Annotated in this window: 11 protein-coding genes; 1 reads left to right on the forward strand and 10 read right to left on the reverse strand. The window is 70.4% G+C overall.

All coding sequences use genetic code 11. The features are described 5' to 3' along the window. Nucleotides 1-9: 9 nt before the first annotated feature. From KHF85_RS16770 to KHF85_RS16815, 10 genes are all read right to left on the reverse strand, one after another. Entirely contained in the window at nt 10-2,832 is a 2,823-nt protein-coding gene (locus KHF85_RS16770) for an NfrA family protein (protein ID WP_284567524.1), read from the reverse strand. Continuing rightward, a complete protein-coding gene (locus KHF85_RS16775) occupies nt 2,829-4,973 on the reverse strand; it encodes a glycosyl transferase family protein (protein ID WP_284567525.1) in 2,145 nt (714 codons plus the stop codon). Before KHF85_RS16775 ends, KHF85_RS16770 begins: the two co-directional genes overlap by 4 nt. 6 nt (nt 4,974-4,979) lie before the next feature. Beyond that, nucleotides 4,980-7,199, reverse strand: a complete 2,220-nt coding sequence (locus KHF85_RS16780; protein WP_284567526.1) for a hypothetical protein — start codon at nt 7,197-7,199, stop codon at nt 4,980-4,982. Further along, nucleotides 7,196-8,380, reverse strand: coding sequence for a non-hydrolyzing UDP-N-acetylglucosamine 2-epimerase (wecB, locus tag KHF85_RS16785; protein WP_284567527.1), 1,185 nt, complete (start codon nt 8,378-8,380; stop codon nt 7,196-7,198). Before wecB ends, KHF85_RS16780 begins: the two co-directional genes overlap by 4 nt. A 634-nt stretch (nt 8,381-9,014) precedes the next feature. Beyond that, complete coding sequence (pncB, locus tag KHF85_RS16790) at nt 9,015-10,196, reverse strand: nicotinate phosphoribosyltransferase (protein ID WP_284567528.1); 1,182 nt, start codon at nt 10,194-10,196, stop codon at nt 9,015-9,017. A gap of 118 nt (nt 10,197-10,314) precedes the next feature. Beyond that, nucleotides 10,315-11,301, reverse strand: a complete 987-nt coding sequence (locus KHF85_RS16795; RefSeq protein WP_409976627.1) for a glycoside hydrolase family 113 — start codon at nt 11,299-11,301, stop codon at nt 10,315-10,317. After that, the gene (locus KHF85_RS16800; protein ID WP_284567530.1) at nt 11,283-12,797 is read right to left on the reverse strand and encodes a hypothetical protein; all 1,515 of its coding nucleotides are present in this window, start codon (nt 12,795-12,797) and stop codon (nt 11,283-11,285) included. Before KHF85_RS16800 ends, KHF85_RS16795 begins: the two co-directional genes overlap by 19 nt. Then, nucleotides 12,745-14,649, reverse strand: coding sequence for a glycosyltransferase family 2 protein (locus tag KHF85_RS16805; RefSeq protein ID WP_284569585.1), 1,905 nt, complete (start codon nt 14,647-14,649; stop codon nt 12,745-12,747). The genes KHF85_RS16800 and KHF85_RS16805 overlap by 53 nt, the downstream gene beginning before the upstream one ends. 35 nt (nt 14,650-14,684) lie before the next feature. Further along, a complete protein-coding gene (locus KHF85_RS16810; RefSeq protein ID WP_284567531.1) occupies nt 14,685-15,665 on the reverse strand; it encodes a hypothetical protein in 981 nt (326 codons plus the stop codon). A gap of 170 nt (nt 15,666-15,835) precedes the next feature. After that, nucleotides 15,836-16,681, reverse strand: coding sequence for a glycosyltransferase (locus KHF85_RS16815; protein ID WP_284567532.1), 846 nt, complete (start codon nt 16,679-16,681; stop codon nt 15,836-15,838). A 370-nt stretch (nt 16,682-17,051) separates the two neighbouring features. On the opposite strand from KHF85_RS16815, the gene KHF85_RS16820 reads away from it, so the two are divergent. Continuing rightward, nucleotides 17,052-18,200, forward strand: a complete 1,149-nt coding sequence (locus KHF85_RS16820) for a phosphotransferase enzyme family protein (RefSeq protein WP_284567533.1) — start codon at nt 17,052-17,054, stop codon at nt 18,198-18,200. The last annotated feature ends 42 nt before the right edge of the window (nt 18,201-18,242 follow it).

Raw genomic sequence — 18,242 nt, forward strand, 5'->3', positions numbered from 1 at the left:
CGGCAGGTGTCAGTAGGTGAGGGTGGCGGTGGCGAACAGGCCCTTGGCGCGCTGGGTGTCGCCACCGCCGAGCGCGAAGCGGTACTGCACGCCCAGGTCCAGCGAGGAGCGCGCCGCGTTGTAGTGGTCCTCGCGGAACCAGTAGCGCACGCCGACGCCGGGGCCGGCGCCGAGCGACCAGCTGCGGTCGGTATCGGACAAGGCGAACGCCTGCTCGCCGATCAGCGGGTAGCCGATGCCGCTGACCCGCGAGCGCTGGTCGAGCCAGTCCGCGGCCACCACCAGATACGGATTGAGCACCCAGCGGGTCTGCTCGGCACCGAAGCGGTAGCTGCGCCCGGCATGCAGTTCCGCGGCGGCGAAGCCTTGCGTACGGTGCAACCGGCCATCGGAGGCGAGCAGGGTTTCCACCGGCGCGCCGCTGCTGTCCAGCCGATCCACACTGAAGCGCGCGCGATTGTCGTCCCAGCTGTAGCCGGCCTGCGCATAGCCGCTCAGCGTCCACCACTGGTTCACGTCGGTGCGCACGCCGGTGCCATGATAGAAACCGTAGGTCAGGTACGACAGCCAGCCGCCGGCATTGCCGTCCAGGCGATAGCGCGCCAGCGTATTGAGTTGCTGCGGCTGGTTGGAGTCGCGCTGGATGCGGCATTGGATCGCGGTCGCGTCCGGATAGACACCGCCACTGCGGGTGCCGCTGCCGAGGAACTGGCGGCGCTCGATGCCGGCGCTCAGGCCGGTGCGGCCGAACGCATAGCGCACGCCGAACGATCCGACGGTGGAGGGCCAGCCGGCGCTGGAACGCGAGCGGCTCAGGCGCTCGGCGCGGGCGCGCGCATCTTCAGTGGCTTCGCCGGTACACGGGTCCACGGCGAGCACCGATTCGAACGTGCCGCCCTCGTCGTACAGCGTGTTGGCCGCGCGCGCGTACGCTTCCAGCGTGCCATGGCGGTTGTTGAGCGCCGCGGGCCGCCAGAACGCCTCCAGGGTGCTGAACACCGAAGCGCCGGGGGTGCTGATTGCCGTGCCGCCCAGGTTGCTCGCGGCCTGGCGCGCGCCGCGGTAGCCGGCCGCAGCGGTGATGCCCCACTCGCGTCCGAGGTTGGCGATCGAACTGCGCGTGGTGTAGCGCTGCGCCTGGTCCAGCGGCAGCGCGCCCTGGTCGGCGCGGTCGATCGCGCTGCGCAGCAACGCCACCGCCTGCGGGTTGTCGCCGTTGGCGGCGCTGGCATAGGCCTGGTCGAGCACCACGCTGGGCGGCGCCTTGCCGGTGGCCTCGGCCGCGCGGAAATCGTCGAGCGCCTGCGCCGGTTGCCCGGCGCGCTGCTGCAGGTAGCCACGCTGCATCAGCAGCCCGGCATCGGCTGGGCGCTTGCCCAAGGCACGGTCCAGGCGCTGCCGCGCCTGCGCGCGCTGCGCGCGGTCGCCGGCGGCCAGCGAGGTGGTGAGCAGGTTCTGCAGGCTGCCGTCGTCCGGACTCTGCAGCAGCGCTTGCTGCGCTTCGCGGATGGCTTGCTGGTAATCCTGCCGCGCATACGCGGCATAGGCACGCGACGCGGCGCCCCCGTTGCCTTGCAGGTCGGCCGGCGTCAGTTCGCACTGGGTGCCGTAGGGCGTATCGCGGCATTGCTGGAACGGTGCCGGGTACGTCGCCAGGGTCAGCGACGGCCCCGGGCGCGCGCTGCGCAGCGCCTTCTCGCGCTGGGCGATGGCCTGGCCGAACTGCTCGCGTGCGGTTTCGTCCGCGCCGGCCAGCGGATCGGCCTGCAACGGCTGCAGCAGGCGCGCGGCACGCGCACGATCGCCCGCGGCGATCGCCGCATCCACCGCCAGCAGGCGCACGTTGCGCTGCTGGTGCGGATCCAGCCAGTCCTGGCGCAGTGCCGCGTCGAAATCGGCATTGGCCTGCTCGGTATGCAACTGGCGCTGGCGCAGATACGCGCGCATCACCAGTGCCACGGTGTCTTCGCTGTCGTTGTCCAGCGCCGCGTCGGCGGTGGCCTCGGCGGCGGGCAGTTGTTCGTCCAGCAACTGCGCGGTCAGCAGCAGCAGGCGATGCGAGGCCACGTCCGGCGCATACGCCACCGCTTGCCGGGCGTAGCCGGCAGCCGTGGCGAAGTCCTGTTCGATCAACGCCTGGTAGCCCTGCTGCGCCGGCCTGACCGCACGCTGGCGGCCCAGCGCCACGCGCTTGGCCTGCAGGTCGGCGACATTCGGTGCGCCCAGCTGGATGGCCGCGGCGGCGGCGGCTTCGGCCTGTTCGAACTGCTGCTGGGCCTCCAGCGCGGCCACCCACAGCCCCGCCCAGGCGCCCTGCTGCGGCTGCTGGCGGAAGGCATGTTCGGGCTTGTCCGCGGCCTCGGCCATCCGGTCGTTGTTGTAGGCGTCGTAGGCCTGGGTAGCGAGCGCGAAGGCGCGCCGGTAGGCCTGTTCGGCGGCGCTCGGATGCGCGGTGGCGCGTGGCGTGGGTGCGCCGCCGGCGCGCGCGGCGGATGCCGCGTTCGCGCCGGCGGCCAGCCGCGGCAATGCCGGATCCTGCAGCCCATCGGCGAGCGCACGGCGTGCCTGCGCGCGCGCTTCGTCGCCGCGGCCCAGCTTCTGCAGCGCATAGATCTGCAACAGGCGCAGACGCACCACGTCCGGGCGCAGCCGCGCCGCTTCGGCGGCCTGGCGGCTGGCCTGCCGGTAATCGCCGCGGGCGTAGGACGCGTAGGCGTCCTCGGCGATGCGGTAGGCGGCGCCGGCCAACGGCAGTTGCTGTGCGTGCGCGGTGGCGCTGCCCAGGCCGAGCAGGCTCAGCGCGACCATGCTGGAGAGCAAGCTGGTTCTCATGTCTGCAACGCTCCACCGATGCCGCCGTGGGGTTGGCTGGCACGGCGATGCTGCTCGCGCACGGCGGCAGCGATCGCCGCCTGGGTGGCGACGCCCTGCTTCACCAGGTGATCGCCGATGCGGCCGTCGCGTTGCGGCCGGTATCCGTCCAGCACGCGCTCGAACTGTTCGCGCGCGATCAGGCGCAGTTCCACCAGCAGATCGCCCAGCAGCGGCACCGCGTCGACGCGGTAGCTTTCGCCGCTGATCAGGCGCAGGCCGGCGTTGATTTCGCTTTCGCGCGCGATCGCCTGCCTGAGCACGCTCGCGTCCAGGTCGTGCAGCAGCCGCGCCTGCTCCTCTTCGGACAGCGCGTTGGAGACCGCGACCGCCACTTCGCCGGGCGTGTCCGACGGCAGCGGCAGCAGGCGCCATTGCACGCAGGCCTGCACCGACAACGGAAACCGTCCGGCCTGCAGATACGCCACGTCGATCGCCGCGCGCGGCAGATCGCCCTGGAAGGCGATGGCTTCGGCCAGGGTTTCGTCGTCCAGCCAGCCCTGCGCCACCAGGATCCGGCCCAGCGGCTGCTGGCGTCCGCCCTCCTGCTGCCGCAGCGCCTGCACCAGGCGCTCGGGCTCGACCGCTTCCCAGGTGGTCAGCAGTTCGCCCAGGCGCCTGCGCGTATGCACCAGCTGCGCGGCGCTGGGGAAATCGTGCACGGTCTTGTCCCACACCATGCGCTTGCCGAACAGCAGGTACAGCAGGAACAGCCGCCAGGCGCGCGCGGTGGCCATGAAGTTGATCATGTTGCCGACCACCATGCGCGGGATCGACATCAACGCGTGTTCCCAGCCGTACAGGCGGTTGACGAAGTAGAAACGCTGCGCCACGCGCGTGGCCAGCGCCGCGGTGGTCAGCAGCGCCACGTTCATCTGCCAGGTGCCGCTCTGGAAGATGGTCGGGAACTGGGTGGCCCACGTGCCAGCGACCTTGAGCAACCAGAACAGCAACAGCTGCAGGAAGATCAGATAGGCGAAGACGCTGACGAACGAGGTGACGATGCCCTTGCGGTCGCGCGCGAGCAGGTACTTGGTCGCCAGCGAACCGCGCCAGCCCAGCGTTTCCCAGCTCTGCAGGCCGATGCCCAGCACCCAGCGCGCCTTCTGCCGGTACGAGGCGCGGAAGTTGTCGGGGAAGTATTCGCGCACGCACAGCGCCATGTGCAGGGTGCGCTCGCGCACCGGACCCCAGCCGAACCACGACGGGCGGCGCACGCGGAACTGCACCGGGAAGCGCGCGAAGATCGACTGCATGCCCATCGCCGCCAGGCGCGCGCCGACGTCGTAGTCCTCGGTCAGGCTGTCGGGGTTGAACGGCTGGTTGTCGCTGGCCTCGCTCAGCGCCAGCAGCGCCTTGCGCGAGAAGCAGGTGCCGACACCGGCCGACGGCACCATGCCGGACACGCTTTCGCGCACCACCAGGTCCTTGGCGTGCCATTCGGCGAATTCGTCCATGTACACGCCGGCCACCAGCTCGTACCACTCGCGGTCCAGCGAGGTCACCGGCAACTGGATCATGTCCTTGCGCGGCAGCAGGTAGTTGAAGAAGCGCAGCTCCATCGGGTGCAGCACGTCTTCGCTGTCGTGCAGGACCACGCCGGCGAAGGTGATGTCGTTCTGCTTCTCGTACTCGAAGATCGCCAGGACCAGCCAATTCAGGCAGTCGGCCTTGCTGGTCGGGCCATCGTGCGGCACCTCGATGCGGCGCATGCGCTTGTAGCGGCGGCGCATGCGTTCCACTTCGGCAATGGTCTGCGGGTCGTTGGGATAGGTGCCGACGAAGACCATGTAGTCGTGGTAATCGAGCACGTCGATCATGTTCTCGACCATCTGTCCGATCACGTCGAACTCGGCCCAGGCCGGCACCATGATCGCCAGGGTCTGTTCCGGGCGCTGCAGCAGGTCCTGCTGGGTCAACGGCCGGTATTCGCTGCGCTGCTTGAGGATCACGCTGCGCCACAGTTCGCGCACCCAGTACCAGGCATCGATGAACAGGTCATCGAGGCTGGAGATCAGGATCACCACCGCGACCACCACGGCCGCGGTTTCCAGGAAGGCGTAATAGTTGGCCAGGTGGATGTTCCAGTACAGGCTGTCCACGCGCGATCAGTTCCCGCTCTGCGCGGCGCGGCGGCGGCGGCGGATCTGCACCACGCGCGCGGCCAGCAGCATGAACGCGATCACCGCCACCAGCACCACCAGCCACACCATGTGCTGCTGCCACAGCGGCTGCGGGTTGCTGCGCTCGGCCATACGCGCGCCGGTCGGGTCCTGCCCGTCGAAGTCCTGCACCACGCCGTTGGCATCCAGCAGCGCCAGATTGCCGCGGATCAGCCGGAACGGTTCGGCGATCTGCGGTCCCTGCATGCCCAGCTCGCGGTAGATCACCCCGGTGCTGGCGCCGCTGCCAACCACTTCGACGAGGGCGGCGCGGTCGAGCCCGGTCAGGTCCAGCAGCACCTGCTTGCCCGGGCCGGACACCACCAGCTTGCCGTCGCGCACCGCCCCGCTCTGCGCCAGCCCCTGCGGGGCCAACATGAAGCTGAGGTAGGGACCGGTCGGCGCGATCGCGGTGTTGGCCGCGCCGACCTTGAGCACCGCCTGCATCGGCGAGGCGCCGGTCGCGCCGGCCAGATGGATCACCTTGATCAGCGACGCCGGCGCGTCCTGCAGCCAGCTGCTGGGCACGAACACCTCGTGCGCGCCGGCCAGCTGCGAGGCGGCGCCGACGAAATCGGCAGCGAGGCTGCGATCGGCAAGACGGATATGGCTGCTGGGCAGCACCGACACCGGGTAGCCGGTGGCAGGATCGTGGCAGTACGGGCGCGCCGGCTGGCGCAGGAAGCTGATCCGCACCTGATTACGTGCGGCCAGTGCGAAGCTCGGCACGGTGGCCACCAGCCGTTGCGGCTTCCCGTCGGCGTCGAGCACCTTGGCGCCCAGCAGGTAATCGTTGAAGAAGATCGAGGCGACCGCGCCCTGCCCGGCCGGGTTCGGCGCCGCGCTGACGTCGACCACCACTTCGCTGGGCAGGCGCCCCTCGCTGGACAGCGCACCGAGGTCGAAGTTCGCGGTGCGGTCGCCGCGCAAGACGATGTCCTGGGTCCCGGCCATGTCGCCAAGCCGGCCGAGCAGCACCACGTCCTTGTCGGCCGGCGGCAGCAGCGCCGTGCTCACCTGCAGCGCACGGCCCTGCGCATAGGCGCGCCATTGCTGGGTCAACAGACCGGCGACCTTGGCGCCGGCGCCGCTGGCGACCAGCAGGGTCGGATGCCCGCCGACCAGCGCCACCTGCACCGACGCGGTGCCAGCCGGCTGTTCGAACCCGGCCATGTCGGCCTTGCGCCACGCGGCGAACGCGCTGGCCGCGTCCGGCGCGGCGCTGGCGACCTGGGTTCCCAGCGCATCCAGCGCGGCGCGCACGCCGGCGCGCAACGGATCGCTGAGCACCGCCACGTCGACCGCGAGCGGACCGCCATCGCCCAGCGACAGCAGCGCGCCGACTTCGGCCAGGCTGCCGATGCGGTGGCTGGCGCTGCCATCGGCCAACGCCGCATAGGCGGGAATGCGGGCCAGGCTGGCCGGGATCGCCAGCCCGCGCAGGTCCACGCTCGCGCCCACCGCCGGCAGCGCGACCACGTCCACGCGCTTGCCGCCGTTCTCCAGCGCGGTGCCCACGCGCCAGGCGGTGTCGTAGCTTTGCACGCTGCTGGCGCGGCCCTCCACCAGCAGCCGCACCGTGGCCGGCAACGCACCCCAGGCCTTGGCCACGGTGTCGATCGCGCGGCCGTCGAAGCGGTAGCTGAAGCGCGACTCCGGCGACAGCCGCAGCACGTTGGCCGGTGCGCTCTGGTCGGCGCAGCGGTACTCGGCGACCACCGACCACCAGCCCACGCCGAAGCGCACGAAGCCGTTGGGGCGGGCGAAGCCGTCGATGCCGATCAGCTGGCTGAGATCGCCCTGGGCATCGGTGATCGAACGTGCCGACACCGGGTCGCCGTCGATCGACAGCAGGCTGGCGCTGCGCCCGGGATGCCCGCGCACATAGCGCGCATCGATCTGCAACTGCGCATCGTGGGTCGGCACGCCGGCCGGCACCGGCAGGTAGATCTCGCGCTGGCTTTCCTGGCCGCTGAGCACCAGCGGCTGCTTGAAGCCGAGTTCGCGCAGGGTCATCGAGCGGGTGACCGTGGTGGTGCCGGCCCACTCGCCGAACTGGCCGGCAACGGAGTCGGCGGCAGCGGCAGGGGGCAGCGCGGTCGCCAGGAGCAAGGCCAGCGGCAGGACCTGGGGCAAGCGTGCGGTAGGACGGCGGGTGTGGGTCATGGCATCGCTTCTGAAAAAAGAGGGAGGTGGGACACCGCCGCGGCACGGCCGGGCACGAAACTGTCGAAGGACTGGCCGCGCAGCGCGGCCACGATCCGCGCCGCGGCGCGGCCATCGCCGTAGGGGCTGGCGTGGGGCAGAAACCGCGCGGGCCGCGCCGGCAGGTCGCAGGCCGCGGCGACCGCGGCCACGATCCGCGCCGGATCGGTGCCGACCAGGGTCACCACGCCGGCCTGGACCGCTTCGGGGCGCTCGGTGACATCGCGCATCACCAGCACCGGCCGGCCCAGCGCCGGCGCTTCTTCCTGCACGCCGCCGGAATCGGTCAGCACCACGTGCGCGCGCTGCATCAGCCGCACGAAGGCGAGGTAGTCCTGCGGCGCGATCAGGTGCAGGTTGTCGAGCCCGCCCAACTGCGCGTAGACCGGGCCCTGCACGTTCGGATTCAGGTGCACCGGGTAGACGATCTGCAGGTCTTGGCGCTGCGCCAGTTCGGCCAGCGCACGGCAGATGTTGGCGAAGCCGTCGCCGAAGCTTTCGCGGCGATGCCCGGTGACCAGCAGCAACTTGCGCTGCGCGTCCAGGAACGGGAACTGCGCATCCACCGTCGCGCGCAGCGCGGCATCGCGCTCGAGCCGATCGACGGTCAGTTGCAGCGCATCGATCACCGTGTTGCCGGTGACGCTGATGCGGCCGCACAGCTGTTCGCGCTGCAGGTTGCCACGCGCGCTGGCGGTGGGCGCGAACAGATGGTCGGCGACCACGTCGATCACCCGCCGGTTCATTTCTTCCGGCCACGGCTGCTGCAGATTGCCGGTGCGCAGGCCCGCTTCGACGTGGCCGACCGGAATGCGCCGATGGAACGCGGCCAGCGCGGCGGTCATCGCGGTACTGGTATCGCCGTGCACCAGCACGCGGTCCGGCTGCACCTGCGCGTACAGGGCGTCGAGTTTGGCGAGCAGCCGCGAACATAGGCCGTTGAGGGTCTGGTCGGCTACCATTACATTGAGGTCGTGATCCGGCTGGATCGCGAACAACGCCATCACCTGATCCAGCATCGCCCGATGCTGTCCGGTGATGCAGACTTGGGAGTCGATGCCGGGCGCGGCGTGCAGCGCGCGGACCAGCGGCCCCATCTTGATCGCTTCGGGGCGTGTACCAAAAACGCAGAGAACCTTCACCAGCCGCTCCATTGATCACAAAGTAAGCGTGACAATCATCACATAATATGTGCGAACTAGTGTACACAAATCGTGCAGGCGACAAGGCGATACCCGGCGTCAGGCCCCGCTTCGCCAAACGCACCCCGGCGTTTGGCCTAGGTGGTCCGGCGCGGGTGAAAGCTTGAATTTGCAGGGCAGATCGGCCCGCCACGCGCGGGCGCGCACAGCCACGTGCGCCGCCAGACGCAGCGCTTTGCGTCGTCCTGAGGTTGCTGCAGATCAGGCTGGATGCTGCAGTGCAGCGCGATAGCGGCGCTGCGCCTGGAGACGGCGGATGTCAGCCTGGCGGCATGCGGTCTTGCTTCGGGGTGCCGAGGCGAGGCCGCTGCTAGCGCTGGCCTCGGAGCCACAGCCCCTGCTGCAGGGCCGATGTCTCTGATGGAAAATGGGCGCGGCAGGGACCGAACATGGTGACCCGGCAAGCACGGTGTCACCATGACAAGGACGACCATTAGTGCAACACAGCCCTCACTTTGCCTGCGCAAAATAGCCGACTGTTACGCCACGAAAAAGTCCTTTTCGCTGCTGCGCAGGCGTGCCGCCCTCTTCCTCGCCGCAGCCAGCGCGCGACAGGCGCACGTCCCACTTCCCACTATCCGCGATCAGCCGCCACCGCGAAGACCTGCCGCAGATAGGCCAGATAGGCCGGGTCGTCGCACAGGTTCTTGCCCGGCGAATCGCTGAGCTTGGCCACCGGCTGGCCGTTGCAGCGGACCATCTTGATCACGATCTGCAGCGGCGCCGGCCCCAGATCGTTGGTGAGGTTGGTGCCGACGCCGAAGGCGAGCATGCAGCGGCCGTGGAAGTGCGCGTACAGGCGCATCACCTTGTCGATGTCCAGGCCGTCGCTGAAGACCAACACCTTGCCGCGCGGGTCCACCCGCTGCCGCTGCAGGTGCGCCAGCACGCGCTCGCCCCATTCGAACGGGTCGCCGGAGTCATGGCGCATGCCGTCGAACAGCTTGCAGAAATACAGGTCGAAGTCGCGCAGGAACGCGTCCAGGCCGACCACGTCGGACAACGCGATGCCGAGGTCGCCGCGGTATTCGCGCGCCCACGACTCCAGCGCCGCGGCCTGCGAATCGCGCAGCCGCGGACCCAGCGCCTGGAACGCCTGCAGGTATTCGTGGGCCATCGTGCCGAGCGGGGTCAACCCGAAGCGGCGCGCGAAGTACACGTTGCTGGTGCCGACGAACTGCGCGCCCAGGGTCTGCTGCAACACCGGCAGCAGCTCGCCGTGCCAGGCCCGCGAATAGCGGCGGCGGGTGCCGTAGTCGGCGATCGCGCAGCCGCCATAGCCGCTGCTGTCGCGCAACAGCGCGATCTTGGCCTGCAGCCGGCGCAGGCCCTCGGCGTGATCGTCGCCGCCGGTATTGCGGAACCAGACCTCGTTGACGATCGCCAGCAGCGGCACTTCGAACAGGATGGTGTGCAGCCACGGCCCGCGGATGTGCAGTTCGATCTCGCCCGGCGCCGTGGCCGAGGCGTGCAGTTGCAGGTACTTGCGATCGAGGTGGAACAGCGCCAGGAAATCGGCGAAGTCCGGCTTGATGAAGCGCAGGCCGCGCAGGTAGTCCAGTTCCTCGGTGCGGAAGCGCAGCGCGCACAGCGCGTCGATCTCGGCCGAGATCTGCTCCAGGAACTGCGCCAGGTCGATGCCGGGCGTGCGGCACTTGAAGCGGTATTCCACCTGCGCACCGGGATGCTGGTGCAGCACCGCCTGCATCATGGTGAACTTGTAGAGATCGGTGTCGAGCAGCGAATCGATGATCATCGCGCGATTATGCGCCCGCCGTGCCGCCGGCTCCTGCCTTCCCCCCTGTAGGAGCGGCTTCAGCCGCGACAGATGGCCGGCACCTTGTCGCGGCTGAAGCCGCTCCTACAGGAAAGCGTCAGCGCGCCAGCACCGCCTGCGCCGGCTTGTGCTGCACGGTGAAATCGCTGTCGTGCGCGCCGCCGGCGTCCGGATCGGTGTACCAGCACCACAGCGCGATGCCGGCGATGCGCTGCTCGCCCAGCACGCGGCGCCAGTCCTGCAGCACCTGCGCCTGCAGCGCGGTATCCACCGCGGCGCTGCGCTGCTCGGGACTCTCCCAGGGCGCGGCCAGGCTGCCGCGCGCCGAGCGCAGCCCCAGTTCCGCCACCCACACCGGACGCCCGCTGCGCGTGCCCAGCGCCTGCACCCGCGCCGCCGCCGCGCGCATCTGCGCCAGCCGCTGCGCCGGTGCCGCCGACAACGCCGGGTACAGGCTGGTGCCGACGAAATCGAAGCGGTCCCAGTAGCCGAAGCGCTCGGCCTGTTCCAGGCCGTCGGCCACATAGCCGAGCGGACCGCGGTAGACCTGGCGCACCGCCGCTACCAGCGCCGGCCACTGCGGCGCGTCCTGCAGGCCGCGCAATTCGGTGCCGACGATCAGGGCCGTGGCGCGCTCATCGGCGGCGACCTGCGCCAGCTGCAGCAGCGCGCGCTGGTAGGCGCCGAACCAGGCCACGCGATCGGCCGGCGCGGCCTCGCCGGCCCAATGTCCCGGAATCCACAGATGCACCTTCAGCACCGGCTGCAGGCCGGCCGCGCGCATCTGCCGCAGGCCGGCACGCACCTGCTGCACGCTGCTGTCGCTGCCCAGCACCGGCGCGTCGGACTGCGGCGTGGCCTGCCAGACGAAGGCGACCAGCAACGCGCGCGCCGCGCCGGCATCGGCCAACTGCTGCAGCGAGCGCTGCGCCGCGTCGCTGCCCCACGGCGCCTGCGCCGACACCTTGACATTGGCGCCCATCCACGGCGCGGGCGTGGCCGCGGGCGGCGCCGCCGCGCCGCAGCCACCCGCGCTGAGCGCCAACAGCATGCCGGCCAACATCCTCAAGGCGCTCGACGCCATACCCGGTAGGACCCTTGTTGGTAGACCAGACTGTAGCCTGGCAGGCCCTGCCGCCACAGCTGCGGCAGGCGCCGGTTGACGCTGTCCAGCACCCCGGCCTGGCTGGCCGGATCGGCCACCACCACCTGCGCCGGCATCTGCCGCGGGTCGTCCAGCGCGCGCTTGAAGCGCGGGTCGAACGGCAGGATCAGGCCCTGCGCATCGCCGCGCGCCACGATCACCGCGTAGCCGGCGCGATCGTCGAGCAGGGTCGGCAACCGCGCCTCGGCCAGCCAGGCGCCCAGCCGCGCTTCGTCCGGATGCCGCGGCGCCACCGGCGCGTACAGCGCCGCCGCCCAATCGCGGGTGGTCGACGCGGCGGTCTGGGCGATGACCCAGCCGCTGGCGACGGCGCCGAGCAGCAGCAACGCCAACGCCGGCCAGCGCAGCTCGCGGCGCAGATCGCCCAGCAGCAGCGCCGCCGGCACCACCATAAGCGCCAGGAAATCCAGCGGCTGCGCGCTGAAGCGCGCCCATGCCGCCAGCGTGCCGGCGCCGATCACGGTGACCGTCGCCACCAGCACGCAGCGCCAGGTGCTGCTCAGCCGGGTGCGTCGCACCAGCAACAGCAGCGGCGTGGTGACCAGGCCGGCCAACACCAGGTACAGCGGCGGCCACCACGGCCGCGCCATCGCCTGCTGCAGCCACGGCTGCAGCGCAGCCTGCGCGTAGCTGCCGCGGAACGCCGAATGCTGGTCGCGCACGAACAGCAGCGCATCGCCGAAGAACAGATAGTTCAGATACATCCAGGTCGCGACCGCGAACAGGAACGGCAGGTAGCAGACCAGATAGAACGACAGCGGCGCACGCCGCAGCATGCCCTGCGGCGCGATCAGGCCCAGCCACGGCGCCATCGCCACGGCCAGGAAGCAGGCGCGCTCGTCGACGAAGAACAGCAGGCACAGGCACAGGGCCAGGCGCAGGTAGGCGAAGGCTTCCGGATCGCCGCGCAAATGGCGCAGCGCGCGGCAGGTCAGATAGAACACCAGCAGGCCCAGGCCCTGGTTGTTGCCCGACAGCGTCGGCCACAGGAAGAACGGCTGCAGCACCAGCGCCGCGCACAGGCCCCAGGCCCAGGCGCGGCCCAGGCCCGCGGCGAGGTCGCGCCACAGCAGGGTCACCATCGCCGCGCCGGCCAGTACGTCCACCAGGTACGGCAGCAACGGCGTGGACAAGCCCGGCACGCCGCCGATCAGCAGGCCCAGATACAGCGAGGCCTGCGCGTACAGGAAGCCAAGGTATTCGGTGCGGAACCCGGCCGCGTCGCGCAACAGCAACAGCTTGGCGTACTGCGCCATCGCGTCGTCGCTCATGTAGCCGTGCGCGAGCAAGCGCTGGCACAGCAGCGCCAGCAGCGCCGCGGTGGCCACGAACACCGCCACGCCGCGCGGACGCCGCGGCGTCTCAGTCGTCGAGTGCGGCGCGGCGCTCTTCGGCCATGTGCTTGCTGATGCCATGGGTGGTCTTTTCCCAGTAGAACGGATTGTGGATGAGCTGCCACAGGCCCTTGTAGGCAGCGATCGATTGCAGCAGCCAGTACAGCGGCACGGTCAGCGCGTACGGCGCCAGCCGGAAGTAGTCGCGCTTGAACGCGGCCAGCAAGGTCATATAGATCAGGAAGCCGTTGCCCAGCAGCAGGTTGAGCATGCTCAGGTACAGCAGCGCGGGCGGGAAGAACGGATCGAACACATGGGTGTCGGTCAGCGCCCAGATGCCGTAGATCAACCACATCGGCGGGGCGATCAGCGCGGTGAAGAAGGTCCCGCCGACGAAGAACTGGAAACCCCAGAAGCCGCGGAAGCCGACCGAGCGGTACAGCTGCACCGGATCGCGCATGTGCACCAGCCAGGTCTGCATGTAGCCCTTGAGCCAGCGCGAACGCTGCCGAATCCAGTTGGGAATGCTGACGTTGGCTTCCTCGAACGTGGTCGAGTTGACAACGCTGACCCGGTAGCCCTGCTGGGTCAGGCGCACGCCCAGGTCGGCGTCCTCGGTGACGTTGTACGGGTCCCAGGCGCGCACCTTGCGCAGGATGTCCAGGCGGAAATGGTTGGAGGTGCCGCCCAGCGGGATCGGGATGCGCAGGGTTTCCAGCGCCGGCAGGTAGAAGTCGAACCACAGCGTGTATTCCAGCGTGAACATGCGCGTGAGCCAGTTCTCGTCGGCGTTGTAGTAGTTCAGCCGCGCCTGGATGCAGGCCACGTCGGCCGGCGACTTGCGGAACGCGGCGACCGCGCGCTTGAGCTGGTCCGGCTCCGGCTTGTCCTCGGCGTCGTAGATGGTCAGCATCTGCCCGCGCGCGAACTGCAGCGCGTAGTTGCACGCCTTCGGCTTGGTCTTGGGCTGCGACGGCGGCACCCGGATGATCTCGAAGAACGCCTCCAGGCCCAGCGCCTTGGCCGCCGCGATGGTCTCGGTGTCGTCGGCCTCCAGCACCAGCTTCACGTCCAGCTTGGAGGTCGGGTAGTCGAGCCGGCGCAGCGCGTTGGCCAGGATCGGCAACACGTCCGGCTCCTTGTACATCGGCACCAGCACCGTATACACCGGCAGGTCCTCGTCGCGGAGCGCGGCCACTTCCGCGTCGGTGACCTTGATCTCGATGCGCCGCCGCGCGCCCAGCCAGGCCAGCGCGAACTTCAGCGCGAACGTGGCCACGAAGGCGATGCCGACCACGCTGTTGATCGCGATCAGGACGGGCACCGGCCAGATCAGCAGGGCCAGCAGCAACAACAGCGCCACGGTGCACAGCGACACCACCTGCTTGCGGGTGACCACCTGCTTGGCCGAATGCTCCGGCGCGTGTTCGGCGAGCAGGTTCAGCGCATCGTGGGTGAGCTGCGCATCGGCCTGCTGCTGCAGGCCCCAGACGATGTCGAACTTGGACGTGCCGACGAAGCGCACATCGGCGCCATACACGCTGCGCGCCCAGGCGAAGGTTTCCGGGCCGGGATCGGCCACCGCCAGCACCAGCCGGTCCTGTTCCATCCGCCACGGCAGCACCAGGCGCTGCGCGTAGTCGGCCAGCCGCTCCGGCTCGAACAGGGTGGGATCGATCGGCTGCTGCAGCAGGTTGACGAAGTTCAGCCCGAAATGCGCCGACAGCACCGTGTAGAAGCGCAGCGCGGTGACCCCACGCTGGGCCAGCACCACGTCGCCCAGGCGCGAACGCCAGCGCGCCTGCAGCGCCAGCGCATCCTGCAGCTGCGCCGCGTCGATCACGCCGGCTTCGACCAGCGCGGTGCCGATCGGACTCTGCCAGCCGCGCGGCTCGGGCACGCTGCCGAGCGGGCCGATCGGGTCGCCGGGCATGCCGAGCGCCGCGGGAGGGTTCAGCGCCGCCACCGTCAGAACCGCCACCAGGCGGCGACGAACGGGCCGCCGGCGCCGCCGGTGTTGCGCCCGGCCACCGGCTGCTGGTAGCCGAGCTGCAACTGGGTGCCGCCGGGCAGCGTATGCAGTAGCGAGGCCTGCAGCTTGGTCAGGTCGTAATTGTTGCCGCGGATCGGGGTGCCGGACGCGTACACCGGGTTGGGACCGTTGCCGTTGCCCAGGCCCTGGATCACGTTGAGTTCGCCGATCAGCATCCAGCGCGGCGCCAGCGCCAGGCCGCTGCTGATGTCCAGGCGCGCCTCGTCGGCGGAATCGCCGCCGCGCAGGCGCACCGCCGCGCCGAGGTCCACATAGCCGTCGAGGCCGCCGGCCCGATAGCCGCGGCCGACGCTGTAGCGCAGTTCGGCGCCGTAGTCGCCCTGCCCCAATGCCGGATGGTCGCGATTTTTGGCCACGTCGCGCCAGTCCTGGCGGCCGTAGCCAGGGATCAACGCCAGTACCTGCAGCGCACCCTGCCATGGGCCGTCGCGGCCGTCCGGATCCAGGCGGTAGCGCAGTCCGACCTCCTGATCGGCCCAGCCAGTCGCGTGCCGATCGCCGTAGCTGGCGTCGTTGCGGTAATCGACCTTGCTGAAATAGACGTTGCCGACCAGGGTCAGGTCCGCGCTCAGCGCGTACTCGGCGTAAAGGTTCAGCTGGTCCTGGCGGCTGCGCCCGGCATCGGGGAAATTCTGGTCCTGGCCGTGGCTGTTGTAGACCGCGCCGCCGTCGCTATGGCTGGCCTTGAGGATCACCAGCGCGGCGCCGTCGTCCTGCACCCAGGCACCGGCGCAACAGGGTCCGGCGGCCAAGGCGGCCAGGCCCAGCGCCAATCGCGACAGCGTGCGTGCGCGACGGCCGGGGCGATGCCGGGCGCCACCGCTGTTGGCCATGGAAGCGGATGCCGCGCATACGCGCGACCACAAGCGAGCGCGCGCGCCGTAGGACTGGTTCATCGCAGTTGTTTCCTGGAGGGAGGCCCCTGAAACAGGGAGCAGGAAACGATTCCGTAGCGGAATCGCGACAGGAACGTAGCACCTTTTCAGGGTGATGCACATAACGCAATAAATGAACGCTCATCACACATATAGCGTGCCGTAGCGCACGCACCAGCCCGGTGCTCCGTTCAGCCAGGACGGCGCCAGCACAAGCGGGCGAAGGTCGCCCAGGCATGCAGCCAGATCACCGCCCACACCGCCGCACGCACCGGCGCAGGGCGTGCCGGCGCCTCGAACTTGCGGAAATAGCGCCACAACCCGCGATGCTTGTGCCATTCCACGAACCAGGGCCGCTTGCGGCTGGAAACGCCGCGCACGTGCAGCACGCGCAGGCGGTTGCACACCGCCACCGTGGCCCCGGCCTGGCGCGCGCGGCGGCACAGGTCCAGGTCCTCGGCATGCAGGCGGTAGCCGGCATCCCAGCCGCCGATGCGCTCGAACAGCGCGCGCGGCAGCAGCATCAGTGCGCCGGAGATCGCGTCCACGCGCTGCAGCGGCTGCGCCGGATCGGCCGCCAGCGCCAGCCGCGAACCGGCCAGCGGGTGCCGCAGCATCGCCGCGAAGTCCGGATCGCGGCGGCGCACCGCGGCGTCGGCGCGGCCGTGCTCGTCGACCTGCTCCACGCCGAGCAAGGCATCGCCGAGCGCAGCGACCTGCGCGCGCAGCAGCGCCAGCGTATCGGCCTGGACCATCAGGTCCGGATTGACGAACGCCAGCCACGCCGCATCGCTGGCCGCCGCGCCCTGGTTGCAGGCGCTGGCGAAACCGGGATTGTCGGGGTTGGCGATGAAGCGCACGCGTCGGTCCTCCAGCGCGTGGCGCTGCACGATCGCCAGGGTGTCGTCGCGCGAGGCGTTGTCGACCACGCGGATCTGGGCGACCCCCGCCGCCGCGCGCAGCCGCTGCAGGCAGGCGTCGATGGTGCTGCCGCTCTCGTAGGTCACCACCACCACGGCCATCTGCTGTTCGCTCATGCGCCGATTATCCGGGCAAAGCCACGCGCGCAGAAGGCGTCGCACTTGGCGGGCGTCCGCGCGCGCCACGCCTGCGGCGTGGGCGCCGCGCCGACGCGGTAGAATCGGCGGTTCCCATGCCTTGCGCGGTGTAGATGACGGCTAGCGCCCACTACGGCGCGCTGCCGCCAGGATCGCTACGCATCGGCCGCCCAGCTCGCTGGCGGCCGTGCCTGCCGATGGCCCGGCAGCGTCGCCGCGTTTCGACCGATGTCGCCATCGGACGCAGTTCCAAGCCTCCGCATTTCTGGTCTAGACCAACTTCCGAAAAGCACGACGCAGCGCGCCGTTGCCACGCCATGCGCGCGTCCCCGCCTGCGCGAGCGGCCCGATGAGCGCGCATCAGATGCATGGCATGAGCCTGGCTCCGGCCGCGGCGGACTGGCCGCCGCTGCGTGCCGACGAGGTGGACGCGCTGCTGCGGCGCATGGCCCTGCCCGACGCGGTCCGCGCCTTGCGCTGGCACAGCCCGCGCCCGTTCTCCGCGGCGGCCGAGGTCGACAGTGCGGCCGGCACCCTGTTCGTCAAGCGCCATCACCGCAGGCTGCGCGATGCGCGCACGCTGGGCGAGGAACATCGCTTCATCGAGCATCTGCGCACACGCGGCGTGCCGGTCCCGGTGCTGCTGCGCACGCCCGACGGCGCCAGCGCGGTGGAACTCGGGGACTGGACCTACGAAGTGCAGCGCGCCGCCACCGGCGAAGACCTGTACCGCGACACGGCTTCGTGGCTGCCGTTCGCCGGCACCGAACACGCGCAGGCCGCCGGGCGTGCGCTCGCCCTGCTGCACCGCGCCGCCGCCGGCTATTCGGCGCCTCCACGCAGCACCGCGCTGCTGGTCGCCAACCTGCGCCTGTTCGGCCACGCCGATCCGCTGCAGGCCGTGCAGCAGGACCTGCACGGCCGGCCCGCACTGGCCGCGTGGCTGCAGCGGCGCGACTGGCGCGGCGATCTGCGCCGGCATCTGCTGCCATGGCACGCGCGCGCCTGGCCGCTGCTGCGCTCGCCAGCGCCGCCGCTGTGGACGCACGGCGACTGGCATGCCTCCAACCTGCTGTGGCGAGGCCACGGCGCGGCCAGCGCGGTCAGCGCAGTGTTCGATTTCGGCCTGGCCGACCGCAGCTTCGCGCTGTTCGATCTGGCCACCGCGATCGAACGCAACCTGGTGCCGTGGCTACAGCTCGACGCCGGCGGCCGTGCGCCCGCCGAGCTCGATCAACTCGACGCGCTGCTGCGCGGCTACGCGCAGGTACTGCCGCTGGACGCGGCGCAACTGCGCCTGCTGGCCGTCCTGCTGCCGATCGCGCATGCCGACTTCGCGCTCAGCGAGATCGACTATTTCGCCGGCATCACCGGCTCCGAGGCCAATGCCGACATCGCCTATCGGCGCTACCTGCTCGGCCACGCCGACTGGTTCGGCGGCGACGAAGGCCAGCGCCTGCTGCGGCAGCTGCAGCGGCACGCGGACGCGGCGCGATGAGCGCCTTGCGTTCGCTGCCGCACACGCCGGCGCGCCCATTGC

It is taken from the genome of Xanthomonas graminis pv. graminis (assembly GCF_030168915.1).
Lineage (GTDB): Bacteria > Pseudomonadota > Gammaproteobacteria > Xanthomonadales > Xanthomonadaceae > Xanthomonas_A > Xanthomonas_A translucens.

Excerpts from the sequence above, each read along its gene's own strand:
- KHF85_RS16770 (WP_284567524.1), bottom strand. The coding sequence starts at position 2,832 with ATGAGAACCAGCTTGCTCTCCAGCATGGTCGCGCTGAGCCTGCTCGGC.
- KHF85_RS16810 (WP_284567531.1), bottom strand. The coding sequence starts at position 15,665 with ATGAACCAGTCCTACGGCGCGCGCGCTCGCTTGTGGTCGCGCGTATGC.
- KHF85_RS16815 (WP_284567532.1), bottom strand. The coding sequence starts at position 16,681 with ATGAGCGAACAGCAGATGGCCGTGGTGGTGGTGACCTACGAGAGCGGC.
- KHF85_RS16805 (WP_284569585.1), bottom strand. The coding sequence starts at position 14,649 with ATGCCCGGCGACCCGATCGGCCCGCTCGGCAGCGTGCCCGAGCCGCGC.
- pncB (WP_284567528.1), bottom strand. The coding sequence starts at position 10,196 with ATGATCATCGATTCGCTGCTCGACACCGATCTCTACAAGTTCACCATG.
- KHF85_RS16795 (WP_409976627.1), bottom strand. The coding sequence starts at position 11,301 with ATGGCGTCGAGCGCCTTGAGGATGTTGGCCGGCATGCTGTTGGCGCTC.
- KHF85_RS16820 (WP_284567533.1), top strand. The coding sequence starts at position 17,052 with ATGAGCGCGCATCAGATGCATGGCATGAGCCTGGCTCCGGCCGCGGCG.
- KHF85_RS16780 (WP_284567526.1), bottom strand. The coding sequence starts at position 7,199 with ATGACCCACACCCGCCGTCCTACCGCACGCTTGCCCCAGGTCCTGCCG.
- KHF85_RS16800 (WP_284567530.1), bottom strand. The coding sequence starts at position 12,797 with ATGGCATCAGCAAGCACATGGCCGAAGAGCGCCGCGCCGCACTCGACG.